Annotated in this window: 23 protein-coding genes; 10 read left to right on the forward strand and 13 right to left on the reverse strand. The window is 67.7% G+C overall.

Annotated features, from left to right (window positions below; genetic code table 11):
• Nucleotides 1-30: 30 nt before the first annotated feature.
• The 8 genes from era to hrcA all read right to left on the reverse strand — a co-directional run bounded on the left by era (nucleotide 31) and on the right by hrcA (nucleotide 7,594).
• Entirely contained in the window at nucleotides 31-942 is a 912-nt protein-coding gene (gene era, locus NS1_RS24940; protein ID WP_056821377.1) for a GTPase Era, read from the reverse strand.
• Complete coding sequence (locus NS1_RS24945; RefSeq protein WP_062988243.1) at nucleotides 935-1,270, reverse strand: cytidine deaminase-like protein; 336 nt, start codon at nucleotides 1,268-1,270, stop codon at nucleotides 935-937. The genes era and NS1_RS24945 overlap by 8 nt, the downstream gene beginning before the upstream one ends.
• Nucleotides 1,263-2,633 (reverse strand): hemolysin family protein, encoded by a 1,371-nt coding sequence (locus NS1_RS24950; protein WP_062988245.1) that lies wholly within the window; start codon nucleotides 2,631-2,633, stop codon nucleotides 1,263-1,265. Before NS1_RS24950 ends, NS1_RS24945 begins: the two co-directional genes overlap by 8 nt.
• Nucleotides 2,630-3,178: an rRNA maturation RNase YbeY gene (ybeY, locus tag NS1_RS24955; protein WP_056821384.1), complete on the reverse strand. Its 549-nt coding sequence runs from the start codon at nucleotides 3,176-3,178 to the stop codon at nucleotides 2,630-2,632. Before ybeY ends, NS1_RS24950 begins: the two co-directional genes overlap by 4 nt.
• 82 nt (nucleotides 3,179-3,260) lie before the next feature.
• Entirely contained in the window at nucleotides 3,261-4,343 is a 1,083-nt protein-coding gene (locus tag NS1_RS24960) for a PhoH family protein (protein ID WP_062988318.1), read from the reverse strand.
• 186 nt (nucleotides 4,344-4,529) lie between these two features.
• On the reverse strand, nucleotides 4,530-5,270 hold the full coding sequence (locus NS1_RS24965) for a 16S rRNA (uracil(1498)-N(3))-methyltransferase (RefSeq protein ID WP_062988247.1): 741 nt from the start codon (nucleotides 5,268-5,270) through the stop codon (nucleotides 4,530-4,532).
• Between the two features lie 4 nt (nucleotides 5,271-5,274).
• Nucleotides 5,275-6,429, reverse strand: a complete 1,155-nt coding sequence (dnaJ, locus tag NS1_RS24970) for a molecular chaperone DnaJ (RefSeq protein ID WP_056821388.1) — start codon at nucleotides 6,427-6,429, stop codon at nucleotides 5,275-5,277.
• A 130-nt stretch (nucleotides 6,430-6,559) separates the two neighbouring features.
• Nucleotides 6,560-7,594: a heat-inducible transcriptional repressor HrcA gene (gene hrcA / locus NS1_RS24975; protein WP_062988249.1), complete on the reverse strand. Its 1,035-nt coding sequence runs from the start codon at nucleotides 7,592-7,594 to the stop codon at nucleotides 6,560-6,562.
• 355 nt (nucleotides 7,595-7,949) lie between these two features.
• On the opposite strand from hrcA, the gene NS1_RS24980 reads away from it, so the two are divergent.
• Together NS1_RS24980 and NS1_RS24985 are read left to right on the forward strand one after the other, a co-directional pair.
• Entirely contained in the window at nucleotides 7,950-8,363 is a 414-nt protein-coding gene (locus NS1_RS24980; RefSeq protein ID WP_062988251.1) for a hypothetical protein, read from the forward strand.
• A gap of 149 nt (nucleotides 8,364-8,512) precedes the next feature.
• Complete coding sequence (locus tag NS1_RS24985; protein WP_157125373.1) at nucleotides 8,513-9,805, forward strand: hypothetical protein; 1,293 nt, start codon at nucleotides 8,513-8,515, stop codon at nucleotides 9,803-9,805.
• A 66-nt stretch (nucleotides 9,806-9,871) separates the two neighbouring features.
• On the opposite strand, the gene NS1_RS24990 is transcribed toward NS1_RS24985, so the two are convergent.
• From NS1_RS24990 to NS1_RS25000, 3 genes are all read right to left on the reverse strand, one after another.
• Nucleotides 9,872-10,114 (reverse strand): hypothetical protein, encoded by a 243-nt coding sequence (locus NS1_RS24990; protein ID WP_056821395.1) that lies wholly within the window; start codon nucleotides 10,112-10,114, stop codon nucleotides 9,872-9,874.
• Nucleotides 10,115-10,346: 232 nt separating this feature from the next.
• Nucleotides 10,347-11,567, reverse strand: coding sequence for a radical SAM family heme chaperone HemW (gene hemW, locus NS1_RS24995; protein WP_218019971.1), 1,221 nt, complete (start codon nucleotides 11,565-11,567; stop codon nucleotides 10,347-10,349).
• Between the two features lie 51 nt (nucleotides 11,568-11,618).
• Nucleotides 11,619-12,047: an SgcJ/EcaC family oxidoreductase gene (locus NS1_RS25000; protein WP_062988257.1), complete on the reverse strand. Its 429-nt coding sequence runs from the start codon at nucleotides 12,045-12,047 to the stop codon at nucleotides 11,619-11,621.
• 435 nt (nucleotides 12,048-12,482) lie between these two features.
• Here NS1_RS25000 and NS1_RS25005 point away from each other — a divergent pair, with 435 nt between their 5' ends.
• The 6 genes from NS1_RS25005 (at nucleotide 12,483) to NS1_RS25030 (ending at nucleotide 19,555) form a co-directional block, all read left to right on the forward strand.
• Nucleotides 12,483-14,267, forward strand: coding sequence for a nitrite/sulfite reductase (locus NS1_RS25005; protein WP_062988259.1), 1,785 nt, complete (start codon nucleotides 12,483-12,485; stop codon nucleotides 14,265-14,267).
• A 44-nt stretch (nucleotides 14,268-14,311) separates the two neighbouring features.
• Entirely contained in the window at nucleotides 14,312-15,007 is a 696-nt protein-coding gene (locus tag NS1_RS25010) for a phosphoadenylyl-sulfate reductase (protein WP_056821400.1), read from the forward strand.
• Nucleotides 14,986-15,963, forward strand: a complete 978-nt coding sequence (gene cysD / locus NS1_RS25015; RefSeq protein WP_228537684.1) for a sulfate adenylyltransferase subunit CysD — start codon at nucleotides 14,986-14,988, stop codon at nucleotides 15,961-15,963. The genes NS1_RS25010 and cysD overlap by 22 nt, the downstream gene beginning before the upstream one ends.
• A gap of 115 nt (nucleotides 15,964-16,078) precedes the next feature.
• A complete protein-coding gene (locus NS1_RS25020; protein WP_062988261.1) occupies nucleotides 16,079-17,374 on the forward strand; it encodes a sulfate adenylyltransferase subunit 1 in 1,296 nt (431 codons plus the stop codon).
• Nucleotides 17,374-18,306: a sirohydrochlorin chelatase gene (locus NS1_RS25025; protein WP_062988262.1), complete on the forward strand. Its 933-nt coding sequence runs from the start codon at nucleotides 17,374-17,376 to the stop codon at nucleotides 18,304-18,306. Before NS1_RS25020 ends, NS1_RS25025 begins: the two co-directional genes overlap by 1 nt.
• A 313-nt stretch (nucleotides 18,307-18,619) precedes the next feature.
• Nucleotides 18,620-19,555 carry a DUF8832 domain-containing protein gene (locus NS1_RS25030; protein ID WP_062988264.1) on the forward strand — a complete coding sequence of 312 codons (936 nt, stop codon included), beginning with the start codon at nucleotides 18,620-18,622 and terminating at the stop codon, nucleotides 19,553-19,555.
• Nucleotides 19,556-19,899: 344 nt separating this feature from the next.
• Here NS1_RS25030 and NS1_RS25035 read toward each other — a convergent pair whose 3' ends face one another.
• Nucleotides 19,900-20,523, reverse strand: coding sequence for a TetR/AcrR family transcriptional regulator (locus tag NS1_RS25035; RefSeq protein ID WP_062988320.1), 624 nt, complete (start codon nucleotides 20,521-20,523; stop codon nucleotides 19,900-19,902).
• 103 nt (nucleotides 20,524-20,626) lie between these two features.
• Here NS1_RS25035 and NS1_RS25040 point away from each other — a divergent pair, with 103 nt between their 5' ends.
• Both NS1_RS25040 and NS1_RS25045 read left to right on the forward strand, forming a co-directional pair.
• Nucleotides 20,627-22,045: an MFS transporter gene (locus tag NS1_RS25040; RefSeq protein ID WP_062988266.1), complete on the forward strand. Its 1,419-nt coding sequence runs from the start codon at nucleotides 20,627-20,629 to the stop codon at nucleotides 22,043-22,045.
• A gap of 14 nt (nucleotides 22,046-22,059) precedes the next feature.
• Entirely contained in the window at nucleotides 22,060-22,755 is a 696-nt protein-coding gene (locus NS1_RS25045; protein WP_062988268.1) for an SGNH/GDSL hydrolase family protein, read from the forward strand.
• 19 nt (nucleotides 22,756-22,774) lie between these two features.
• On the opposite strand, the gene NS1_RS25050 is transcribed toward NS1_RS25045, so the two are convergent.
• A complete protein-coding gene (locus NS1_RS25050; RefSeq protein WP_062988270.1) occupies nucleotides 22,775-23,713 on the reverse strand; it encodes a helix-turn-helix transcriptional regulator in 939 nt (312 codons plus the stop codon).
• Nucleotides 23,714-23,722: the final 9 nt, after the last annotated feature.

Raw genomic sequence — 23,722 nt, forward strand, 5'->3', positions numbered from 1 at the left:
CGATACCCCGTACCGCCGACACTCAAACGGTCAAAAGCCCAGCTTCCCCAGCTGTTTCGGGTCACGCTGCCAATCCTTGGCGACCTTCACGTGCAGGTTCAGGTAGATGCGAGTACCGAGAATGTGCTCGATCTGTTTGCGGGCATTGGTGCCGACCTCTTTGAGGCGGGCGCCGTTCTTGCCGATGATGATCGCCTTCTGGCTGGGCCGCTCGACATACAGCAGGGCATGCACTTCGAGCATGTCCTCGTTCGCCGCGTAGGGCTCGATGTCTTCGATGACCACGGCCAGCGAGTGCGGCAGTTCGTCGCGCACGCCCTCGAGCGCGGCCTCGCGGATCAGCTCGGCCATGAGGGTTTCCTCCGGCTCGTCGGTGATCTCACCGTCGGGGTAGAACGCCGGGCCCTCGGGCAACTGCGAGGCGATCAGGTCGACGAGCACCTCGACCTGTTCGCCCTTCACCGCCGAGACCGGAATGACCTCGGACTCGGGGCCGAGCAGCTTCACCAGGGCCATCAGCTGATGGGCGATCTCGTCGCGGCCCACCTTGTCGATCTTGGTGACCACGCCGAGGATCTTGGTCTTGGGCGCCATCATCTTGATCTGCTCGACGATCCAGCGGTCACCGGGGCCGATCTTCTCGTCGGCCGGGATGCACAGCGCGATCAGGTCGACCTCGGAATAAGTGTCGCGGACCAGGTCGTTGAGGCGCTGGCCGAGCAGGGTGCGCGGGCGGTGCAGACCGGGGGTGTCGACCAGGATCAGCTGGGCGTCCTCACGGTGCACGATGCCGCGGATGGTGTGGCGGGTGGTCTGCGGGCGCGAGGAGGTGATCGCGATCTTGGTGCCGACCAGCGCGTTGGTCAGCGTCGACTTGCCGGTGTTCGGGCGGCCGACGAAACAGACGAAGCCGGAATGGAATTCCTTGCCGGAGTCAGCCACCGTGCACCTCGCTCAGCACGGCGCCGGCGCGGTCGGTGCGGACGATCGAGGCCGAAGGCGAGACCTCACGGACCGCGTCGATACCCGCGTCGTCGGCGTCACCAGCGACGACGAACGCCGCTTCGAACCCCTCCGCGCCACTCGAGATCGCGGCGGCCACAGCGGCCTGCAACGCGGTCAGGCGCAGGGCGGTCAGCGCTACCTCGCCCGCGGCGTAGGTGCGCCCGTCGGTGTCGCGCACCGCGGCGCCGCTCGCGCCGCCGGTGCGGCCAAGCGCGCCACGCGCCAGCACCAGCAGCTTGTTGTCCTCGGCGTCCAGTTCACTCATGGTTTTCTCCGTTGTCGTCGGGCACGCGCACCTGGTCGGTGTCGGCGGTTGCCTCGTCGGTCGCGCCCTTGCGGGGCTTGTCGGTCTTCTTTTCCGCTTTGTCCGCTTTGTCGGCCACCCGGCGCACCAGCACGGTGTTGACGCGCATGCGCCCGCGCGCGTCGGCGCCACCCTCGCCGCGCAGCACCAGCCCGTAGACGGTCACCTTGGAGCCGGGCAGCGGGACGCGGCCCAGCTCGTGCGCGAGCAGCCCGCCGACGGTGTCGACGTCGTCGTCCTCGATGTCGAGGCCGTACAGCTCCCCCAGGTCCTCCACCGACAGCCGCGACGAGATGCGGTAGCGGCCGTCACCGAGGTCCTCCACGGGCGGAGTCTCGTCGGTGTCGTATTCGTCGTTGATCTCGCCGACGATCTCTTCCAGCACGTCCTCGATGGTTACCAGCCCCGCGATGCCGCCGTACTCGTCGACCAGCAGCGCCATGTGATTGCGCCGCCGCTGCATCTCGTCGAGGAGTGCGTCGAGCGGCTTGGAATCGGGGACGAAGATCGCGGGCCGCATGACGTCGCGCACCGATACCTTGCGGGCGCGATCGGCATAGGGCACCAGGTCTTTCAGATAGACCACGCCGCGCACGTCGTCGACGTTCTCACCGATCACCGGGATCCGGGAGTGGCCGGAGCGCACGGCCAGCGACATCGCCTGGGCGGCGGTCTTGTCGTCCTCGATCCACACCATCTCGGTGCGCGGCACCATCACCGCGCGAGCTGGAGTGTCGCCGAGTTCGAAGACCGACTGGATCATCCGGCGTTCGTCGTCGGCCACCACGCCGCGCTCGCGGGCCATGTCGACCACCTCGCGCAGCTCGATCTCGGAAGCGAAGGGGCCGTTGCGAAATCCCTTACCCGGGGTGATCGCGTTGCCGAGCAGAATCAGCAGCCGACTGACCGGGCTGAGCACCGCGCCGATGATCTGCAACGGCACGGCGGCGGCCAAGGCGATCGAGTAGGCGTGCTGGCGGCCGAGCGTACGCGGGCCGACGCCGATCACGACGTAGGAAACCACCACCATCAACGTGGCGGTGACCAGCAGTGCCGTGCTCTCGTTCCACAGTTCCAAGGTCGCCGCGGCCAGCAGCACGGTGGCGGTGATCTCGCACAGAATACGCAGCAGGACAACGAGATTCACATAGCGCGGACGGTCGTCGACAATCGTGCGCAGCCGGGCGGCACCGGAGCGCTCCTCGCGGACCATGTCGTCGAGCCTGGCCCGCGACACCGTGTTCAGCGCCGAGTCGACGCCCGCGAACACCCCGCCGATGCCGATCAATACGATCGCCAGCGAAATCAGGGTCAGTACTGTCACGCGGGGCCTTCGCCGGGTGCGGTGAAACCTGCCTTGCCGAGTAGTCGGTCGTCACGCTCGGCCAGCTCCGCACGGCGCTGTTCCTCACGCAGGCTCACGTACCACTCCTCGAGCAGTTGGGCCTGCAGCGCGAACATCTCCTTCTCCTCCTCCGGCTCGGCATGGTCGTAGCCGAGCAGGTGGAGCACGCCGTGCACGGTGAGCAGGGCCAGCTCGTGGTCGAGCGAATGGTCGGCCTTCTGGGCCTGACCCATCGCGAACTCCGGGCACAGCACGATGTCGCCGAGCATGGACGGGCCGGGCTCGGGGCTGTCGGGACGACCGCCGGGCTCGAGCTCGTCCATCGGGAACGACATCACGTCGGTGGGACCGGGCAGGTCCATCCAGCGCACGTGCAGGTCGGCCATGGTGTCGAGATCGACGAGCACCATCGACAGCTCGGCGGCCGGATGGACGTCCATCCGAGCGATCACGAAACGCGCGACGCTGACCAGGTCTTCTTCGGGAACGTCCATACCCGATTCGTTGGCGATCTCGATGCTCACCCGTTCAGGGTACGGTGCCGACCCGACGCCGCCGGGAGCGGCATCGGGCCAGCTCGATCGTGTCCCGCCCCGGTTCCGCCGGTTAGCGACGGTCGGTGCGGCCCGCTGCCCGGCGCTGGGCCCGATTGCCCGGGTAGTGCGGGCCGGGGACCGCGCGCGTCTCGGATTCGAAGCGGTCGTAGGCGTCGACGATGTCGGAGACCAGCCGGTGGCGCACCACGTCGGCGCTGGTGAGCTCCGAGAAGTGGATGTCGTCGATATCGGTGAGGATCTCCGCCGCCGCCCGCAGACCCGAGCGCTGCCCGTTGGGCAGGTCGACCTGCGAGATGTCACCGGTGACCACCATCCGCGAACCGAAGCCGAGGCGGGTGAGGAACATCTTCATCTGCTCGGCCGTGGTGTTCTGTGCCTCGTCGAGAATGATGAACGAATCATTGAGGCTGCGACCACGCATGTACGCCAGCGGCGCGACTTCGATGACACCGGACGCCATCAGCTTGGGAATCGCTTCGGGGTCCATCATGTCGTGCAGCGCGTCGTAGAGCGGACGCAGATACGGGTCGATCTTGTCATTGAGCGTGCCGGGCAGGAAGCCGAGCCGCTCGCCCGCCTCGACCGCGGGCCTGGTCAGGATGATGCGCGTGACCTGCTTGGACTGCAGGGCCTGCACCGCCTTGGCCATGGCCAGGTAGGTCTTGCCGGTGCCCGCGGGGCCGATGCCGAACACGATGGTGTTGTCATCGATCGCGTCGACATAGCGCTTCTGGTTGAGCGTCTTGGGGCGGATGATCTTGCCGCGCCGCGACAGGATGTCCAGACTCAGCACCTCGGCGGGCGATTCGGACACGCCCTCGTCGGTGAGCATCGAGATGGTGTGGCGAACTGCCTCAGGGGTGATCACCCGGTTGCGGCCGGTCAGCGCCACGAGCTGCTCGATAACCCGCTCGGCCAGCGCCACGTCGCCGGCTTTACCGGTGATGGTGACGGTGTTGCCGCGGACATGGATATCGGCCGGGAGCAGTTTCTCCAGCTGACGCAGGTTCTGGTCGGCCGAGCCGAGGAAACCGAACACCGACTCCGGGGCGAGCTCGATGCTGGAACGCACTGTGCGCGGCGCGGGCACTGTGCCGTTGCCGCCGGTTACGGGAGTGGTGGGATCGCCGATCTCGCCTGTGTTCTTCAAAAGTGGCTATAGCCTGCTTCCGGTCTCGACCTGGTGTTCGATGAGTCCAGTTTACCGCCGAGCACCGACACCGCACAGCGGATAAAATGCCGACGGACGAGCCGTTCATCGCTTCACCGGGCGGGTACCCCGTTCCGGTACCGCCCACTCCTTGCGCGATCCGCGGTGTTACCAGCGCGGTGTCAACGCACCGAGAGCACCCAGCGCGACCGCGGCCGCGGTCGAGGTACGCAACACGGTGGGGCCGAGCAGCACGATCTCCGCGCCCGACTCGGCCAATGCCGACAGCTCGGTGTCGTCGAGACCGCCCTCCGGGCCGACGATCAGCACCACTTCACTCGCCTCTGCCAGTGGCAGTTCGGTGAATTTTCCCGCGCCGGATTCGTGCAGGGCCGCGACGATCGCACCGTCCGCCTTGGCTTTTCGCACCAGCTCGACCAGATCGCGGGTGCGGTGCAGGCCTGCGATCTCGGGAATGTAGGCGCGACGGGACTGCCGGGCCGCGGACTTGGCGGCCGCGCGCCACTTGTCGATTCCCTTGGCGGCCTTGGCCTCCCAGTTCGCGACGCAGCGCGCGGCCTGCCAGGGGACGATCAGGTCCGCGCCCGCCTCGGTCATCAACTCGACGGCCAGCTCGGAGCGATCGGACTTGGGCAAGGCCTGCACCACGGTCACCTGCGGGGTGGGCGGGGTGGCCAGGCGGCGGTCACGGACCGCCAGCTCCAGGCGATCCTTCTGGGCCGCGACGACTTCGGAGTCGGCGAGCACACCGTGCCCGTCGGACAGGGTGATCAGCTCGCCGACCTTGATCCGGCGCACGGTCGCCGCGTGGCGACCCTCCGGACCGTCCAGCACCGCGACGGCCCCCGGTTCGGGCACCTCGTCGAGGTAGAAGACCGTCGCGGCCACGGCCTCAGCGTCCGCTGAACGACGCGCGCAGCCGGGCGAACAGGCCGCTGTTGTGCTCGGACTGGGTCGACATCACCTCGGCGCGATCCTTGTCCCGCATGCCCTTGAACTTGCGCAGCAGATCGGTCTGCCTGCCGTCGAGCTTGTTCGGCACCACGATGTCGAGGTGGGCGAGCAGGTCGCCACGCGCGCCCGAACGCAGGCGCGGCATGCCGTGGGCACGCAGCTGGATGACCTCGCCGGGCTGGGTGCCCGCCGCGATGGTGAGCTCGGTGGGGCCGTCGAGGATGGTGTCGACGACCACGGTGGTGCCGAGGATCGCGTCGACCATCGGCACCCGGACGGTGCAGTGCAGGTCGTCGCCGTCGCGGACGAAGGTGTCGTGGGGCTGCTCGACGACCTCGACGTAGAGGTCACCGGCGTGGCCGCCACCGGGGCCGACCTCGCCCTGAGCGGCCAGGCGAACCCGCATACCGCTGGCGACACCGGCCGGGATGGGCGCGGCGATCTCGCGACGAGCGCGCACTCGGCCGTCGCCACCGCACTTGTTGCAGGGGTCGGGGATGGTCTCGCCCGCGCCACGGCAGGTGGGGCAGGGACGCGAGGTGAGCACCTGGCCGAGGAACGAGCGCTGCACCGACTGCACCTCGCCCGCGCCGTCGCAGGTCTCACAGCGGATCGGCTTGGAGTTGCCGTTGGTGCCGGAGCCCACGCAGACATCGCACAGGATCGCGGTGTCGACGGTCAGATGCTTGGTGACGCCGACCGCGCATTCGGCCAGGCTCAGCCTGGTGCGGATCAGCGAGTCGGCGCCGGGCTGCACGCGGCCACGCGGCTTGCGCTGGCCACCGCCCTGGCCGCTCATCCCGCCGAAGAAGGCTTCGAAGACGTCGCCGAGACCGCCGAAGCCGGCACCGTTGAATCCTGCTCCGCCGCCGCCGTTTTCGAGCGGGTCACCGCCGAGGTCGACGATCCGGCGCTTCTCGGGGTCGGTCAGCACCTCGTAGGCGGTGGAGACTTCCTTGAAGCGGGCCTGCGCGCCCTCGTCCGGGTTCACGTCGGGGTGCAGTTCGCGGGCCAGTTTGCGGTAAGCGCGCTTGAGCTCCTGGTCGGTGGCATTCTTGCCGACGCCGAGCAGTCCGTAGTAATCCCGTGCCACGTGAGTTCTCTAGTCCTTGGTCGGTGTGGGCCGGCCGAGCGCCGGGCGCATCCTTTAGTCGAATCCACTCAACTTTACCGGCCGAAGTATCGACCTTAACAGTCCGGTTGTTGTCGTTCCCGCGCTGGCTTCACCTTTCGGCGAGCACCTCGCCGATGTAGCGGGCGACGGTCGCCACCGATGCCATGGTGCCCGGGTAGTCCATGCGGGTGGGGCCGAGCACGCCCATACCGCCCAGTACGGCACCGGCGGCGCCGTAGCCGGTGGAGACCACCGAGGTGCCGCGCATCTGCTCGACCTGGGTCTCCTCGCCGATCTGCACCATCACCTGACCCGGCTGCTGCGCGGCGGCGAGCAGTTTGAGCACGATGACCTGTTCTTCCAGGGCTTCCAGCACGGTGCGCAGGGAGCCGGGGAAGCCGAAATCGGCGACATTGCGGGTGAGGTTGGCGGTGCCGCCGAGGACCAGCCGTTCTTCGGGATGCTCGACCAGCGTCTCCACCAGGACGGTGGAGACCCGGATCAGCACGTCGCGAATCTTGGCCGGTGCGCGTTCCGGCACCCCGGCCACCGCGGCGCTGGCCACCGAGAGCAGTTTTCCGTCCATGGCGCCGCCGAGCAGACCGCGCACGGCGACGAGGTCCTCGTCGGAGATCACCGCGCCCAGGTCGACGATGCGTTGGTCGACGCGGCCGGTATCGGTGATCACCACCAGCAGCAGACGGGCCGGATTGAGTGCGACGACCTCGATGTGGCGCACGATCGCGGCCGAGACGGTGGGGTACTGCACGACGGCGACCTGGCGGGTGAGCTGGGCCAGCAGGCGCACGCCGCGACGCAGGACGTCGTCGAGATCGACACCGGATTCGAGGAACTCCATGATCGCCCGGCGTTCGGCGCCGGAGAGCGGTTTCACCTCGGCGATCCGGTCGACGAATTCGCGGTAGCCCTTGTCGGTGGGGATACGCCCCGAGCTCGTATGCGGCTGGGTGATGTAGCCCTCGGCCTCGAGCACCGCCATGTCGTTGCGGATGGTGGCGCTGGAAACACCCAGGTTGTGCCGTTCCACGAGGGACTTGGAGCCGATCGGTTCCTTGGTGGCGACGTAATCCGCGACGATCGCTCGCAGGACCTCGAAACGTCGATCCTCGGTGCTCGACGCCATCGACCCCACCTTCCTCGCTCGTGCCTGGTACGTCACGCCTGCCGTGCTGCGTTCGCACAGGGTCGCACGTCGACGCCCGTAGCGTCTTGTTCTCCAGTCTAATTGTCTTGTTCTCGATCCCCGGACCGCACGGCTGTCCGGCATCGAACTGTCACACGGGGATATCCGGCCGCGGGGGCGGCGTCCGGCCCGCCGACTCGGTCGAGCGCGGCGGCGAGTTATCCACAGGCTCTAGTTGTCCACAGATGCGGTTCCGGGGGTTGTCGGGGCTCGGGGGGCGGGCGTAGTTTCGGGACTGAATCAGGGGATATACCAGCGATTTTCAACTATCGGCACGTGGCGCGGGGAGGGAACTGTGGTGCATCAGGGTGGGGTCGGCGAGGCGTGGCATATCGGGTCGAGCGCGGTCGCGGTGCGGCCGGCGGAGTTCGCCCGGATCGACGATGCGTGTGCGGAATTTCTGCGGGTGATCGCGCGGATTCGGGCACTTGCCGTGGAAGTCGGCGATCAGACGCAGTGGGGATTGGGCGAGGGGCATGCGCGGTTGATATCCGGTTCCGCTCTGGTGGCGCGATTGCGTTCCGTGGCAGCGGCGAAGGAGAACAGTATCGTTGCCGTCTCGGATGCGCATTCGCGGGTCATCGGCGATATTCGCCGGTCGTTCCGGGAAGCGCGCGATCTGATGGTGGTTGCCGACGAAGAGTGGGCTTATCGGCTTCGGTCGGCGGAAACCTTTGCAGGACAGCAGATTTCCACGGAGCCAGTGTGACCGGCCACGCGCCGAGCGGTATTCGGGGCGGCGGGAACACATATTCGGACTATTCGAGCGACGCCATGGAATCGGGTGTTCCCGGCGGAGGAGAGAACACACATTCTTGGCGACACCGGGAGATCGTCGCGGCATTCGCGGCGCTCGAGGTGACCGACGCGTTGACGCAAGCGGACAGGTTCGAGCAGATCGCGCGGTGGTGGGACGACGGCTTACACGCCTTCCGGCACGCGGTGGAGGGATCGCTCGCACTGGCTTGGTCGGGCGTGGGCGCCGCCGCGGCAGGTTCCGCGGTCGCAGGCTATGTCGCGCGAGCGCACGATCTGACGCTCGCTTTGGAGGAGTTGCCGGGTGTGGTTCGGGCGGCGGCCGAGGCGATCGCGGCGACCAGATACGCGGTCGGGTCGCCGGATGTCGAGGAATCCGACGCTGCGGCGTGGTCGGTGAGCACGGCGGTTCACGCCACGGGCTCAGCATCGGCGCACGGCGCGGCTTCGGCCGCGGAGGAGGATGCGCGAGCCGCGATGCGGCAGCGGTATGTGTTGCCGTTCGCCGAGTTGGTCACTCGCATTCCCTTGCTGCCCATGCCGCTTCGGTCCTTCGACTCCGACGCGACAGGCGATCGACAGTTGCTGATCGGCACCGCGGGGCAGTCGCGGGGCGAGAGACGTATCCAGCCGCCGGACGAGATTTCGACCGGCGGCGCAGAGAACGAGACCACAGCGACCGGGAGGGGCTCTGCGCTGCACGAGGTGATCGGGGATTCGGAAACCATAGGACGCGATGGTCGCGGAACGGACGTTCCGAACGATGGTTCGGACGGGTTCGACAACCTGTCGGCGAAATCCGATGACGGGGCGGTGAGTTCCGGCACCGCTACGACGGTGACCTCGACATCTACTGCTGCCACCGGCATGACTCAGCCGGACGGTACGCCTAGGTTGACAACACCTGGCGGCTCCGGATTACTCACCGCGCCTACCGGGACTTCGGCAGCAGCCATCGACCCCGCGGTCGTTTCGACAGGGCGCGGTCCATCGGCTGACTCAGTAGCTCGGCGTGCGTGGCCGAACGTCAACCCGAGCGGGGCCCGTGCCCGAATGCCGGGTAGCTCCGCGCAGTATCGACCGCCCGGTCAGCGTGACGTTTCCGGTCCAGGGATCGGGAACAGCATCCCCGGTTCCACCGGCCCGGTCATCGGCGCCAACCCGCCGTCAGGGCATACCCCAACCAGGTCGGGCGATCGCTACTTCCATTGCGGCGGAGCACTACCGGCAGCACCAGGCGTGGATGCCACACGTGGCCTGCCGGAGTACTTGATCACACTGGCGAACACCGCGGAACTGCTCGGCGAGCCACGACCGGCAGTAGCAGGTGGCGTGATCGGGGGTGGCGATGACTTCGTGCCCGGCGAGCAGCGCTCACCGGCGACTCGGGGCTGACGGCGATGTCAGCGAGTCGACGGGACTCTTCAGCAATGGCCGCCCGGTCGGGCGGCCGATGCCGAATCAGACTCGGGCAGCTGCGCCGCAGCGAGCGGCCGAGTCGGGAGCGCCGACCTCTTTGCCCGCGAGGGCATCCAGGCCGAGCATCGCCAGCAGCGAGCCGCAGTCGTCGGCGTCATTGGAGTGCGACGCGACCGTCCTAGCGGCGACCGCGCACTGACGCGCGTTCTCCGCCTTCTCAGCGGAGCGCGCTTCAGCGAATTCGCTCTGCTCGTGGACGAGGGTGATGTGCCGTTCGGTGGACATATAACTCCCTAGGATCGAGTTGAAGCCTACGCCCCTAATCGTTATCTTCCACCCCGAACCCACCGAACATACCCTTAGAGCACCCACTGTTCCGAGCTCCTCATCAGGTGTGCATTGGTTTGTTCCCCCACTATGACCGGGCATTTTCTGGTATCGATCCCAGGGCTGAAAAATCTCGAAATTCAGATCACGATGACATCACCGCCGCGCGATTCGTCAGCGGACGAAATGATCAGTCGAGAAGGTCGCGAACGATGCCGTCGGCTAGGAGACGACCTCGGTCGGTGAGCACCAGGTTGTCGCCGGTGATGCGAACGAGGCCGTCGGCGAGGATCCGGTCGAGGGCGGGGGCGGCGGACGGGGCCAGGTCGGCGAGGGGCAGGCCGGTGCGCAGGCGGACCGTGAGCATGAGGTGCTCGGTGTAGCGCTCCTCGTCGGTGAGGGCTTCCCAGCCCGCGGCGGGGAGGCCGCCCAGCGCTACCCGGTCGGCGTAGCGGGCGGGGTGTTTGACATTCCACCAGCGAACGCCGCCGACGTGGCTGTGCGCGCCCGGGCCCGCGCCGAGCCAGTCACCACCGTCCCAGTAGCCGAGGTTGTGCAGGCAGCGGGCGGAATCGCTTGCGGCCCAATTGGATACCTCGTACCACGTCAGACCGGCGGCGGCGAGGCGGGCATCGATGCGTTCGTAGCGGGCGGCGAGGACATCGTCGTCGGGTGCGGGCAGTTCACCACGGCGGACCTTGCGTGCCAACGCGGTTCCGTCTTCGACGATCAGGGAGTAGGCGGAGACATGATCGACACCGGCCGCCAGCACCGCGTCCAGACTCAGGTCCAGATCGGCGTCGGTCTCGCCGGGAGTGCCGTAGATCAGGTCGAGGTTCACGTGATCGAACCCGGCCGCGCGCGCTTCCTTCGCCGCGGCGACCGCGCGCCCCGGGGTATGCGTGCGGTCGAGCACCTTCAGCACATGCTGTGCGGCGGACTGCATACCGAGCGAGATCCGGGTGTATCCGGCCGCGCGGAGCCGCTCGAAGAACTCGGGCGAGGTGGATTCCGGGTTGGATTCGGTGGTCACCTCGGCGCCGGCGGCCAGGGTGAAGTTCGCCCGCACCGCATCCAGCACCGAGACCAGACCGTCGCCACCGAGCAGCGACGGCGTCCCGCCACCGACGAAGATCGTCGATACTTCGGGGGTCGCGCTCGGCAGGGCACCGAACTCGGCCGCGGCGGTCGCGAGCTCGCCGCGCAACGCCTCCAGCCACGACTGGGGCGAGGCCGAAGTACCCAGCTCCCCCGCCGTATAGGTGTTGAAGTCGCAGTACCCGCAGCGCGTGGCACAGAACGGCACGTGCACATACACCCCGAACGCGCCGCCCCCGAAATCGCGCAGCACCGGTCGATCGGCATCGGCCGGTGTCACGCCGGGAGCCCCGGAAGCAGCGCTGGTAGTCACCCCTCCAGTCTGCCGGGCCCTGGTCCTGCGTCCCGCGCGACCCCTCTCGCGTCAGTCCGTCACGACAGGGGTGTTCTGGTTGGCGGTGAGCACCCAGGCGCCGTCCTCCTTCGTCATCACATACATCGGCGTGCCCTGACCGGACAGCTCGCCGTCGAGGGTGAAGTAGCTCTGCCGGATCTTGACGGCGGCGACATCGGGCCGCAGGAAGAGCACGTGCTCGACGTCGTAGGTCGCGGAGCCGTGCGTCGTCGCGCCGGGCAGCACCTGAGCGGTGAACTCGGCGATGGCCGGGCGGCCGAACAGGCGCTTGCCGTGGCCGGTGGTCCAGATCGCGTCTTCGCGGAAGACGGCGACGAACTCCTCGGCCAATTCGTTGGCCTGGGCGTGCGCGATGGTGTCGACGACGGCGCGGATGGCCGCGAGTTCGGCGTCGAGATCGGCGGGGGTCTGACCGGTGGCAGTGGCGTCGTTGCTCATGCGACTACTGTGCAACCTCGAGCGCGCTCCAGGTCAACCGAGCTGTGCGACACCGCACGCGCGCCCCCTCGGGCGTATCACAGGCCGGTTCCGGGCGATGGGCTATGACCCCCGTCACAGAACAGGACGGCCGTCCAGGGAATTTCCCCCAAAAGTGCGGGAAATATCTCCTTGCGGTCGGAACGACCCGGCTGACGTGGCACAATAGGCACATGCACGCAACTGGAGTACGACTCGTGGCCCGTCGCCACGTCGACTTCCAGCGTGTCTGTAGCGCCTGTTGTCGGCCCGGTTTCCACCGGTAGCGCAGCGGCGTCCACGCCCGGGTATCCCCCGGTGCCTTCGACTTTCATCGGCCCGCTGACCGCCTGACGCGAGCCAGCCCCTCGCGCCTTCAGCACGGATGTCCAACCACCCCGCAGGAGCGACCCCACCATGACGTCGAGCACCGACGCCGGTTCGACCGAACAGTCGACGGCGCAGGCCCGCACTGAGCGTTCAGCTGCCCAGCGCCCGGCCCGCCCGAGCACCGATGCCCCGGTCGCACCGCGCGCCCGCACCGGAAAGCCGGTCCGCCGCCGTTCCGAAGGCCAGTGGGCCCTCGGCTACCGCGAGCCCCTGAACCCGAACGAACAGTCCAAGAAGGACGACAACCCGCTCAACGTGCGCGCGCGCATCGAGAACATCTACGCCAAGGGCGGCTTCGACTCGATCGACAAGGCCGACCTGCGTGGCCGTTTCCGCTGGTGGGGTCTCTACACCCAGCGTGAAGAGGGCTATGACGGCACCTTCACCGACGACGACAACATCGACCTGCTCGAAGCCAAGTACTTCATGATGCGGGTGCGGTGCGACGGCGGTGCGCTCTCCGCCGCCCAGCTGCGCACGGTCGGGCAGATCTCCACCGAGTTCGGCCGCGACACCGCCGACCTGTCCGACCGCGAGAACGTCCAGTACCACTGGATCGAGGTCGAGAACGTCCCGGAGATCTGGCGTCGGCTCGAGTCGGTCGGTCTGCACACCACCGAGGCGTGCGGCGACTGCCCGCGCGTGATCCTCGGTTCGCCGCTGGCCGGCGAGTCGCTCGACGAGATCATCGATCCGACCCCGGCGATCGACGAGATCGTCAAGCGCTACATCGGGAAGAAGGAGTACTCCAACCTTCCCCGCAAGTTCAAGACCGCGATCTCGGGCCAGCAGGACGTGGTGCACGAGATCAACGACATCGCCTTCGTCGGGGTGAACCATCCCGAGCACGGCCCCGGTCTGGATCTGTGGGTCGGTGGCGGTTTGTCGACCAACCCGATGCTGGCCCAGCGCGTCGGTGCGTTCGTGCCGCTCGACGAGGTGCCCGATGTGTGGGAAGCGGTCGTCGCGCTCTACCGCGATTACGGCTACCGCCGCCTGCGTACCAAGGCCCGGCTGAAGTTCCTGATCAAGGACTGGGGCATCGAGAAGTTCCGTCAGGTCCTCGAGGACGAGTACCTGAAGCGCAAGCTCATCGACGGCCCCGCCCCCGAGCAGCCTGCCAAACCGATCGACCACGTCGGTGTGCAGAAGCTGCGCAACGGCCTGAACTCCGTGGGGTTCTCCCCCATCGCCGGTCGCGTCTCGGGCACCATCCTGAGCAAGGTCGCCGACGCCGCGGAGAAGTACGGCTCGGACCGCATCCGCTTCACCCCGTATCAGAAGCTGATCGTCCTCGACATTCCCGACGACCAGGTCGACGCGCTGATCGACGAGCTCGAACCGCTCGGTCTGCAGGCCCGCCCCTCGGTCTGGCGTCGGAACCTGCTGGCGTGCAGCGGCATCGAGTTCTGCAAGCTCTCCTTCGTCGAGACCCGCAAGCGTTCGCAGGTGCTCGCACCGGAGCTCGAGCAGCGCCTCGCCGATATCAACGCCGAACTCGATGTGCCGATCACCATCAACATCAACGGCTGCCCGAACTCGTGCGGCCGGTCCCAGATCGCCGATATCGGCTTCAAGGGCCAGCTCGTCGACGACGGCACCGGGAATCAGGTGGAGGGTTTCCAGGTTCATCTCGGTGGCAGCCTCGGCCTGGACAGCGCGTTCGGCCGGAAGTTGCGTCAGCACAAGGTAACCAGCGTCGAGCTCGGTGACTACATCGATCGCGTCGTCCGCAACTTCGTCAAGAACCGGGAATCCGGGGAACGCTTCGCGGTGTGGGCTGTGCGCGCCGACGAGGCCGACCTCCGATAGTCGATGAGGAGATCCCCACTGTGACAACGAATCTCGCGGCAAAAATGTCCGAAGAAGAACTGCGCACGCTCGCCGAGCAGGGCGCGGCCGAGCTGGGCCCCGATGCCTCGCCCGCCGACCTGATCGCGTGGACCGACCGCAACTTCGGCAACGGCTACATCGTCGCCTCGAATATGCAGGACGGCGTGCTGGTCCATTTGGCCGCGCAGACCCGACCCGGTGTGGACGTGCTGTTCCTCGACACGGGCTACCACTTCGCCGAGACCATGGGCACCCGCGACGCGGTCGAGGCCGTGTACGGGGTGAACGTGATCAACGTGCGCCCCGAGGCGAGCGTCGCCGAGCAGGACGAACTGCTCGGCAAGGATCTGTTCTCCCGTGATGCCGCCGAGTGCTGCCGGCTGCGCAAGGTCGTCCCGCTGAAGAGGTCGCTGAGCGGCTACAACGCGTGGATCACCGGCATCCGCCGCGTCGAGGCGCCCACCCGCGCCAACGCGCCGCTGATCTCGTTCGACGAAGCTTTCGGCCTGGTGAAGATCAACCCGATCGCACCGTGGTCCGACGACGAGATGCAGGCCTACATCGAGGCCAACGGCATTCTCGTCAATCCCCTGGTGGAGGAGGGTTACCCGTCCATCGGCTGCGCACCGTGCACGCGCAAGCCCGAGCCGGGATCCGATCCGCGCAGCGGCCGTTGGGCCGGTATCGCCAAGACCGAATGCGGATTGCACCAATCATGACCATCACCACCACTGGGAGTGAGCCTGTGAGTACCAACACCACCGAACGCGAGCTCGGCCTGACCGAGTTCGACACCCTCGCGGCGCTGGAATCCGAGGCGATCCACATCTTCCGTGAGGTCGCGGGCGAATTCGAGCGCCCCGTGATCCTGTTCTCCGGCGGCAAGGACTCCACCGTCCTGCTGCACCTGGCACTCAAGGCCTTCTGGCCCGCGCCGCTGCCGTTCACGCTGCTGCACGTGGACACCGGGCACAACCTCGACGAGGTGCTCGAGTTCCGCGACAAGGTGGTCGAGCGCTACGGCCTTCGCCTGCACGTCGCCTCGGTCGAGGAATACCTCGCTGACGGCCGCCTGACCGAACGCCCCGACGGCATCCGCAACCCGTTGCAGACCGTGCCGCTGCTCGACGCCATCACCGAACACCGCTTCGACGCCGTCTTCGGCGGCGGGCGCCGCGACGAGGAGCGTTCACGCGCAAAGGAGCGGATCTTCTCGCTGCGCAACGCCTTCGGCCAGTGGGACCCGAAGCGTCAGCGGCCCGAGCTGTGGAACCTGTACAACGGCAAGCACGCCGCGGGTGAGCATGTGCGCGTGTTCCCACTGAGCAACTGGACCGAGCTCGATATCTGGCGCTACATCGCCCGCGAGGACATCGACCTGGCGTCGATCTACTACGCACACGAGCGTCCGGTGTACTCGCGTGACGGCATGTGGATGACCCCCGGCGTGTGGGGCGGCCCGAACGAGAACGAGGTCCTGGAAACCCGTTCGGTGCGCTACCGCACCGTCGGCGACGGTTCCACCACCGGCGCCATCATCTCCGACGCCGCCGACAACCAGGCCATTCTGGCCGAGGTCGCGGCGTCCCGACTGACCGAACGCGGTGCGACCCGCGGCGACGACCGTGTGTCGGAAGCCGCCATGGAAGACCGCAAGCGCGAAGGCTATTTCTGATGCGTTCTGCGCTACTCACCAGACCGAACGCGGTGCACAGTGCCCGACTCGGGGCGAGCGACGACCGCGTGTCCGAGGCCGCCATGGAAGACCGCAAGCGAGAGGGTTATTTCTGATGTCCGACCTATTGAGGCTGGCCACCGCCGGTTCTGTCGACGATGGTAAGTCCACCCTGGTCGGACGCCTTCTCTACGACACGAAGTCCGTGCTGGCCGATCAGATCGACGCCGTCACGCGCGCCTCGGTCGACCGTGGGCTGTCCACGCCTGACCTGTCGCTGCTCGTCGACGGTCTGCGCGCCGAGCGCGAGCAGGGCATCACCATCGACGTGGCGTACCGCTACTTCGCTACGCCCAAGCGGTCTTTCGTGCTCGCTGATACCCCGGGCCACGTGCAGTACACGCGCAACACGGTCTCGGGCGCGTCCACCGCGCAGCTGGTGATTCTGCTGACCGACGCCCGCAAGGGCGTCATCGAGCAGACCCGTCGCCACGCGGCCGTGCTGGCGCTGCTCGGTGTGCCGCGTCTGGTGCTCGCGGTGAACAAGATCGATCTCGTCGACAATCCGGCCGAGGTGTTCGCCGAGATCTCCGCCGAGTTCAACGATCTCACCTCGAAGCTGGGCTGGGCCACCGAAGACGTCATCGAGATCCCGGTTTCGGCGCTGCACGGCGACAATATCGCCAGCCGCTCCGAGAACACCCCGTACTACGACGGCCCCTCGCTGATCGAGCACCTGGAATCGGTTCCGGTGGACGCGGATTCGACCGGAACGCACGCGCTGGGTCTGCGTTTCCCCGTGCAGTACGTGATTCGCCCGCGCACCGCCGAGTACCCCGATTACCGGGGCTACGCGGGTCAGATCGCGGCGGGTTCGGTTTCGCCCGGTGACGAGATCGTGGTGCTGCCCTCGGGCAAGAAGACCACCGTCGAGCGCATCGACACCCCCGACGGCGAGCTGGCCGTGGCGCAGGTCGGGCGCAGCGTGACGCTGATCCTGGCCGACGAGGTCGACATCTCGCGTGGCGACATCATCGCCTCGGCGCACGACGCGCCGGAGCCCATCGACGCCTTCGACGCGACCGTGTGCTGGCTCGGCGACAAGGGTCTGCGTCCCGGCGCCCGGCTGCTGCTCAAGCACGGCGCCAAGACCACGCAGGCCATCGTCGGCGCGCTCGTGGAGCGGTTCGACGAGCAGACGCTCACCGCGCAACCGAGCCCGGAATCGCTGGAGCTCAACGACATCGGTCGTGTCTCGCTGCGGCTGGCCGAGCCGATCCCGGCCGACGACTACCGCACCAACCGGCACACCGGTTCGTTCCTCTTGATCGACCCCGCCGGTGGCAACACCCTCGCCGCCGGCCTGGTCGGCGACGTGCTGGCTACGGTCGAGGTCGGTACCGCGGTCTGATGTATCGTCTGTCCGCCCCGCCGCGTGGCGCCGTTTCGGCGCCACGCGGCGCAGGCGGGCCCGCGTTGATCGCGGTCGCCCACGGCAGCCGTGATCCGCGTTCGGCGGCGACCATGGCGGCCGTGGTCGCCGAAGTCGCCGCCGCCCGGCCCGAAATCCCGGTTCGGTTGGCTTTCCTCGATCTCAGCGCCCCTTCGGTGGACGAGGTCGTCGACGATCTCGCCGCGCGGGGGCACACCGACGTGATCGTCGTTCCTCTCTTACTGGGCAACGCTTTTCACGCGCGTGTCGACCTCCCGGCGCTACTGGCCGATGCCACCCGTCGGCACTCTCGGCTACAACTCACCCAGGCACCTGTCCTCGGCCCCGATCCTCTGCTCATCTCGGCACTCGCCGATCGGGTCGCGACGGCATGCAGGCTCCCGTCACTTACTGCCCCGATGACGACGGATTCGCAACCGACGGTGCAGCTCTCAGCGGACCAAGGCTCGACGGCGACCGCACTTCACACCTCGGTGGGACCATCGTGGCTCGCGCCGCTGAGCGTGGTAACTCCCATGACCGGACCGATAGGTGGACCTTCGCTGGGGATCGCCGTCGCCGCTGTCGGATCGCGCGATGCCGCGGCCAATCGGCGGACCGCCGCCGTGGCGCGCCGACTGGCGGCCGTCACCGGCTGCCCGACCGAAATATGCTTCGCGACAGTCGAACCCGGCCTCGCTCCGGCCGTGGATCGACTGCGCGCTCGCGGTGCGGAACGAATTGTCGTCGCGCCGTGGTTCTTGGCGCCGGGGCTGCTGACCGATCGGCTGGTCGCCACCGCGCCCGAGGTCGTGCATGCCGACGTCATCGGTGCGCACACCGCGCTGGTCGACGTGATCTGGACCCGTTACGACGACGGCGTCGCCGCCGATCTCGATCTCTCCGCCTGATTCCAGCGCGATCCCGGCTGCAGACTTCCCCACGAGTCTTAGCTCGACCGTGTTCTATGCCGAACCGCGGAGGCGAGTGCGAGGCCATCCAAGTCCTCCCACGACCCGCTTCGCCCCTCTGATGGACACCGTCGGCAGCAGGGCGGCTCGTACCGAGGCCCCCATTCACAGAGCAGCTTGTAGCGCGGCTGATCTATAGCCCCGAGCGTTCGGCACTCCAGTGCCGCAGCTCACATGCCTCCACCTCTTTACTGCATACCCCCCTGGGGTATATGTTGAAGTCAACGCACAGCGAACCGAGAGAGGCGAAACAATGACCACCCACGCCCACGCCGGACACACCGACCACGCCGCTACCGCAGCCGAGCCCGCACACGGCGATCACCTGAACCACACCGCTCACCGCACCCCTGCCGACAACCACGACCACGGCCGACATGTGGCCACCGAGCAAGTCACGCACGCGCACGCAGGACATGCAGCCGGTCACGCCGGGCACGATGCGGGCTCACCCGGCGGACTGCAGATCACCCAGGACGGATACACGCTCGATCTCGATACCGCGATCGCCGAACCGGGCAGGATCGACTTCCGGTTTCGGATCCTCGGACCAGACGGATCAGCCGTGACCGAGTTCGACACGATTCACGATCGGGAACTGCACCTGATCGTGGCGCGACGGGAGTTGACCGGGTTCTGGCACGTACATCCGCAGCGGGAAGCGGACGGCACCTGGGCGATCCAGCTGGAACTGCCAGAGGCGGGGGCTTACCGGGTGTTCACCGATATCGCCCCGCGGGCACTCGGCCGGACGATCACGATCGGCGCGGACCTGGCCATCGCCGGACACTATGCGCCACAACCCGTTCCAGAGGTAGCTCGCGTCACCGAGGTCGACGGCTACGAGGTGACCGTAGACGGCGAGTTGCGCACCGAGGGCGATCTGTTGACGCTCACCGTGCGCAAGAACGGCGAGCCGGTCACCGATCTACAGCCCTACCTGGCAGCTTTCGGCCACCTCGTCATCCTTCGCGCGGGAGACCTCGCCTACGTCCACGTGCACCCCAACGGCGCACCCGGCGACGGCGTCACCCCCTCGGGCCCCGAAATCACCTTCCACACAGCAGTTCCCGGCCCCGGTACCTATCGACTGTTCCTCGATTTCGAACACGACGACGCCGTCCGCACCGCCGCCTTCACTCTCACCACCGCTCCCCAGCACGCCCCCGCTCACAACCACCACCAATGATCCCGGCCGTACCCACGCACCACACGGGCTCATCACACCGAGCACAGGCGGCGCCGCTACCCTCACCGGTGGCGGCGCCGTTCTGTTCCGCCTCCCCGTCGGAGCAGTGTCATCTCCCGCTGCGGCCCGACCACCCTGGAATCCCCAGCCATCACTATCGCAGAACTCCGCGCCGCGTATTCCGGCCGGAATCAGGCGCCACCTCGGCAACATGGGCGAGCTCGCCAGTGCCCGGCGAGTGGCCCATACTCTCCGGAATCACTGACCGAAGCGGGTCGACGAAGCAGCGTTTCCCGTCGCGTCAGAGCTGAATACGCGCGCCGACATACCGCGAGAGCGCCCGGCTAGGCCCCACTCGCCGCGTCCGACAACAAGCGGGTCGCGATGGTGCGGGCCGCCTTGACGCGGGTCGAGTCACCGGTCTGGCGGGCGATATTGGCGGCGCTCACGATCGCATCCAGCTCGAAGACCAGCAGGTCGGGGTCGACGGCGGCGAGTTCGCCCATGGCTTGGGCCTTGCGGACCTCGTCGGCAAGGAAGGACAGCCAGCTGTCGTGGTCGGCGACGACGGCGTCGCGCACGGGGCCGGGCTTGCTGCTGAATTCGGTGAGGGTGGCCACCCGGAAACAGCCGCCGGGGAAGGGGGGATTCTCGATGTGGGCGAACCAGCCGTCGATCATCGCGCGGACCCGGGTTCCGCCGCGCGGGGTGCGCAGACCGGGGGCGATGACTCGTTCGATGAAGATGTCGCGGCCTGCCTGGACGGCGGCGAGTTGCAGGGCCTCCTTGGTGCCGAAGAGGGTGGCGATGCCGCTTTTACTGATGCCGAGGTCGATGGCGAGTCGGCCGATGCTGAGGCCGTCGAGGCCTTCGACAGAAGCGAGTTCGGCGGCGCGACGGGCGATGGTGGCGCGGGCGCGGGCGCCCTTGGCCAACCGCTGGTCGCTCGGTTCCGTCAGCTGGGTCATAGGAATCATTGTTCCACCGCGGGGTTGCAAAGGCGAACGATCGGTCGTACTTTTATTTACGAACGATCGTACGTTCTTATTTCTCCCCCGCAAAGGACTCCGCATGACCGACGTGTCAGCTCGGCCCGAAGATCCGCTCGACACCGCGACTCCCGACTCCAGCGCCGCGGGCCGCACCCTCGCAGTCGCCGCAGGTGCCGCATTCATCGCCTTCCTCGATCTCTCCGTCGTCAATATCGCGTTCCCGACGATCGCCCTGAGTTATCCCGGCACCTCCACCGGCACGCTGACCTGGATCGTCAGCGGCTACGCGATCGGGTTCGCCGCCCTACTCACCCCGGCCGGTCGCATCGCCGACGCCCTCGGCCGTCGGCGTCTGTTCGCCCTGGCACTGGCCGGATTCGCCGTCACGTCACTGCTGTGCGGGCTCTCGCCCGGCGCGAACTGGCTCATCGCGGGACGAGTTCTGCAGGGCATCGCAGCGGCATTCATGGTGCCCGCGGCGCTCGGACTGGTCTTGGAGGCCACGCCTCGGGCAAAGATCGGCGCCGCCATCGGCGCCTGGTCGGCGGCCGGCGGGTTCGCGGCGGTGGTCGGTCCGGCGCTCGGTGGCGCGTTGGTCGAGGTGTTCGGCTGGCGTGCGGTCTTCCTGATCAACGTGCCGATCGCCGTGGCGTTGATCGTGCCGGGGTTGCGACTGCCCGGCGGCGACAAGGCTGCGGGCGAGGCGGCGCTGCCCGATCCGCTCGGCACGCTCGCCATCGCGATCGGACTCGGCGCGATCGTCGCCGCCGTCACCGAAGGTCAGTCATGGGGTTGGACCGCGCCCGGCACGCTAGTCGCCTTGCTCGGCGGTAGCGCGTTGACGGTGTTCGCGTTGGTTCGCTCGCGTCGACATACCAACCCCGCGGTCGCCGTCCAGCTCTGGCGTGAGCGGCAATTCGCGCTCGCCAACGCGGGTTCGTTCCTGTTCGGCGCGTCGATGTTCGCGTGGCTGCTGGCCGGGCCGCTCTTCCTGAACGCGATCTGGGGCTACTCCGTACTCGAGTCGGCGGCGGCGCTGACCGTCGGCGCCGTGGCATCGATGGTGACCGCCGTTGTCACCGGACGGATCACGACTCCGCGTGGCCAACGGTGGGTGGGAGTGCTCGGTGCACTGATGTCGACGGCCGCGCTGGCCTGGATGAGCACCGACGCCTTCGGGCCCGAACCCGCGCTGTGGACGGCGTGGATTCCCGCCGGCGTGCTCGGTGGCGGCGGGATCGGCATCGTCGTGACGGTGCTCGGCACAGCGGCGGCGAATTCTGTTCCACCGCAGCAGTTCGCGGCGGGCATCGGGATGAACGTCACCGCTCGCCAGGTGGGCGGCGCGCTCGGCATCGCCGTACTGGCGGCGATCTTCTCGGCGACCTCCGACGACCCACTCAGCGGTTTCCACATCCTGTTCGCCGTGTGCGCGGGGATCAATATCGCCGTCGCTGTGGTACTCGCCTTGCCCGCACAGGCCCGTTCGACCGACTGAACCAGGAGATCGACATGTCTTCCAGCACACCACTGTCCGTAGGATTCGCCGTCGAGGCCGAGGACCCGCTGGTGCCGGCGCCGGAGCAGATCTCCGCACTTCTCGCGGGGGCACCGTGGCAGCGTTTCGCGGTGCTCGGCGATTCCATCGCGGCGGGGACCGGGGATCGGAGCCCCGGTTACGCCCCGACCGGCTGGGCCGACCGGGTCGCGGCGAACCTCGCCTCGGTGAATCCCACACTGGCCTACCGCAATACGGGCCGTATCGGTGCGACCAGCGGCCAGGTCATCGACCGGCAACTGTCCGAAATCCTGGATTTCGCACCGGATCTCGTGCATGTCAGCTGCGGCGGCAACGATCTGTTCACGGCCGGCGGCAATGTCGATCAGCTGCGGGAGAATCTGTCGACGATTTTCACCGCGCTGGCCGCCACCGGGGCACAGCTGTCGATTTTCACGATGGCCGACGTGTGGGACGTCGAACGGATGGCGCCGATGCGACCCATGCGGTCACAGATGATGGTGCTCAACGAGGTGCTGCGGGCGGTGGCCGACGAGTTCGATGCGGTAGTCACCGAATTCTGGACGCATCCACTGCGGTCGCGACCCGAGTTGATGAGCGCCGATCTCATCCACTTCACCACGAGCGGGCACGCGGTCGTGGCCGGTGAGGTGGCCAGGTCGCTGGCCGCGCGCATCGACAGGGCGTAGTGGACGCACCGCCCAACACTCACTCGTTGTCGCGCACCAATCGAGTGCCGAGTGTTACCAGTTCTGATCTGACCTCGGCGGGGCCGACGACCTCGATGTCCCCGGCCCAGCCCGCCAGCTGCCGGGCGAGCATTTTCGCGGTGTCGGCGGTGATCCGCGCTCGCACCCGGCCGTCCGGGGCCGGGCCGAGCAGGGTGCAATTGCGACCCTGCTGGTCGGCCAGGATGGGGGCGAGACCGGCGGAGACGAGGACCGTCGCGGCGACGGCGGCGCGACGGCCCTCCATCCGCTCGACAATCCGCGACCACTGCGCCTGAAGATCGAAATCTGCTGGGCGGTCAGCTGTTTCATCGAGGGTGACCACCTCGACGACACGGTCCAGCCGGAAGGTGCGCTGCCCGCGTTCGGTGCCCGCGACGAGGTACCAGACCGTTTCCTTCTCGACCAGGCCCCATGGATCGATCGTGCGGACCGTGCGTTCACCCTTGCTCAGATAGTCGATGCGGACGCGGCGGCGTTCTACCACCGCTCGTTGCACAGTCTCGAGCACCGCGGGTGCTTGCGGGTCGGGGCGCCCCCAGCGGGCCGGATCGACGACGACGGCGTCGGCCGCGGCGGCCGCATCGGCACGGAAGGTGTGCGGGAGGGCCCGAACCAGTTTGCGAAGCGCCGACTTCAGTTCGGGCGCGGCCTGAGCCGCCGGACCCGCGAGCAGGAACAGCGCCCTTGTCTCCCCCGCCGTGAGTCCGGACAAATCTGTGCGTGCGCCGCCGATCAGCGACCAGCCACCCCCGCGACCAGATTGCGGGTAGACCGGGATGCCCGCGGCCGACAAGGCCTCCAGGTCGCGCCGGGCCGTCGCCACCGAGACTTCGAGCTCGGTGGCGACCTGGGCGGCTGTCACCCGCCCGCGCGCCTGCATCAACAACAGGGTCGCTACCAATCTATCGGCTCGCATACTCGGCAA

Origin of the sequence: Nocardia salmonicida NBRC 13393, from assembly GCF_001613085.1 — a bacterium.
Classification (GTDB): Bacteria; Actinomycetota; Actinomycetes; order Mycobacteriales; family Mycobacteriaceae; genus Nocardia; species Nocardia salmonicida.

What these genes read in the sequence shown, in the direction of transcription:
- NS1_RS24945 (WP_062988243.1), bottom strand. Translation starts at nt 1,270, where the DNA reads ATGAGTGAACTGGACGCCGAGGACAACAAGCTGCTGGTGCTGGCGCGT.
- hrcA (WP_062988249.1), bottom strand. Translation starts at nt 7,594, where the DNA reads ATGGCGTCGAGCACCGAGGATCGACGTTTCGAGGTCCTGCGAGCGATC.
- NS1_RS24990 (WP_056821395.1), bottom strand. Translation starts at nt 10,114, where the DNA reads ATGTCCACCGAACGGCACATCACCCTCGTCCACGAGCAGAGCGAATTC.
- NS1_RS25000 (WP_062988257.1), bottom strand. Translation starts at nt 12,047, where the DNA reads ATGAGCAACGACGCCACTGCCACCGGTCAGACCCCCGCCGATCTCGAC.
- NS1_RS25005 (WP_062988259.1), top strand. Translation starts at nt 12,483, where the DNA reads ATGACGTCGAGCACCGACGCCGGTTCGACCGAACAGTCGACGGCGCAG.
- NS1_RS25010 (WP_056821400.1), top strand. Translation starts at nt 14,312, where the DNA reads ATGTCCGAAGAAGAACTGCGCACGCTCGCCGAGCAGGGCGCGGCCGAG.
- cysD (WP_228537684.1), top strand. Translation starts at nt 14,986, where the DNA reads ATGCGGATTGCACCAATCATGACCATCACCACCACTGGGAGTGAGCCT.
- NS1_RS25020 (WP_062988261.1), top strand. Translation starts at nt 16,079, where the DNA reads ATGTCCGACCTATTGAGGCTGGCCACCGCCGGTTCTGTCGACGATGGT.
- NS1_RS25025 (WP_062988262.1), top strand. Translation starts at nt 17,374, where the DNA reads ATGTATCGTCTGTCCGCCCCGCCGCGTGGCGCCGTTTCGGCGCCACGC.
- NS1_RS25030 (WP_062988264.1), top strand. Translation starts at nt 18,620, where the DNA reads ATGACCACCCACGCCCACGCCGGACACACCGACCACGCCGCTACCGCA.
- NS1_RS25035 (WP_062988320.1), bottom strand. Translation starts at nt 20,523, where the DNA reads ATGACCCAGCTGACGGAACCGAGCGACCAGCGGTTGGCCAAGGGCGCC.
- NS1_RS25040 (WP_062988266.1), top strand. Translation starts at nt 20,627, where the DNA reads ATGACCGACGTGTCAGCTCGGCCCGAAGATCCGCTCGACACCGCGACT.
- NS1_RS25045 (WP_062988268.1), top strand. Translation starts at nt 22,060, where the DNA reads ATGTCTTCCAGCACACCACTGTCCGTAGGATTCGCCGTCGAGGCCGAG.
- NS1_RS25050 (WP_062988270.1), bottom strand. Translation starts at nt 23,713, where the DNA reads ATGCGAGCCGATAGATTGGTAGCGACCCTGTTGTTGATGCAGGCGCGC.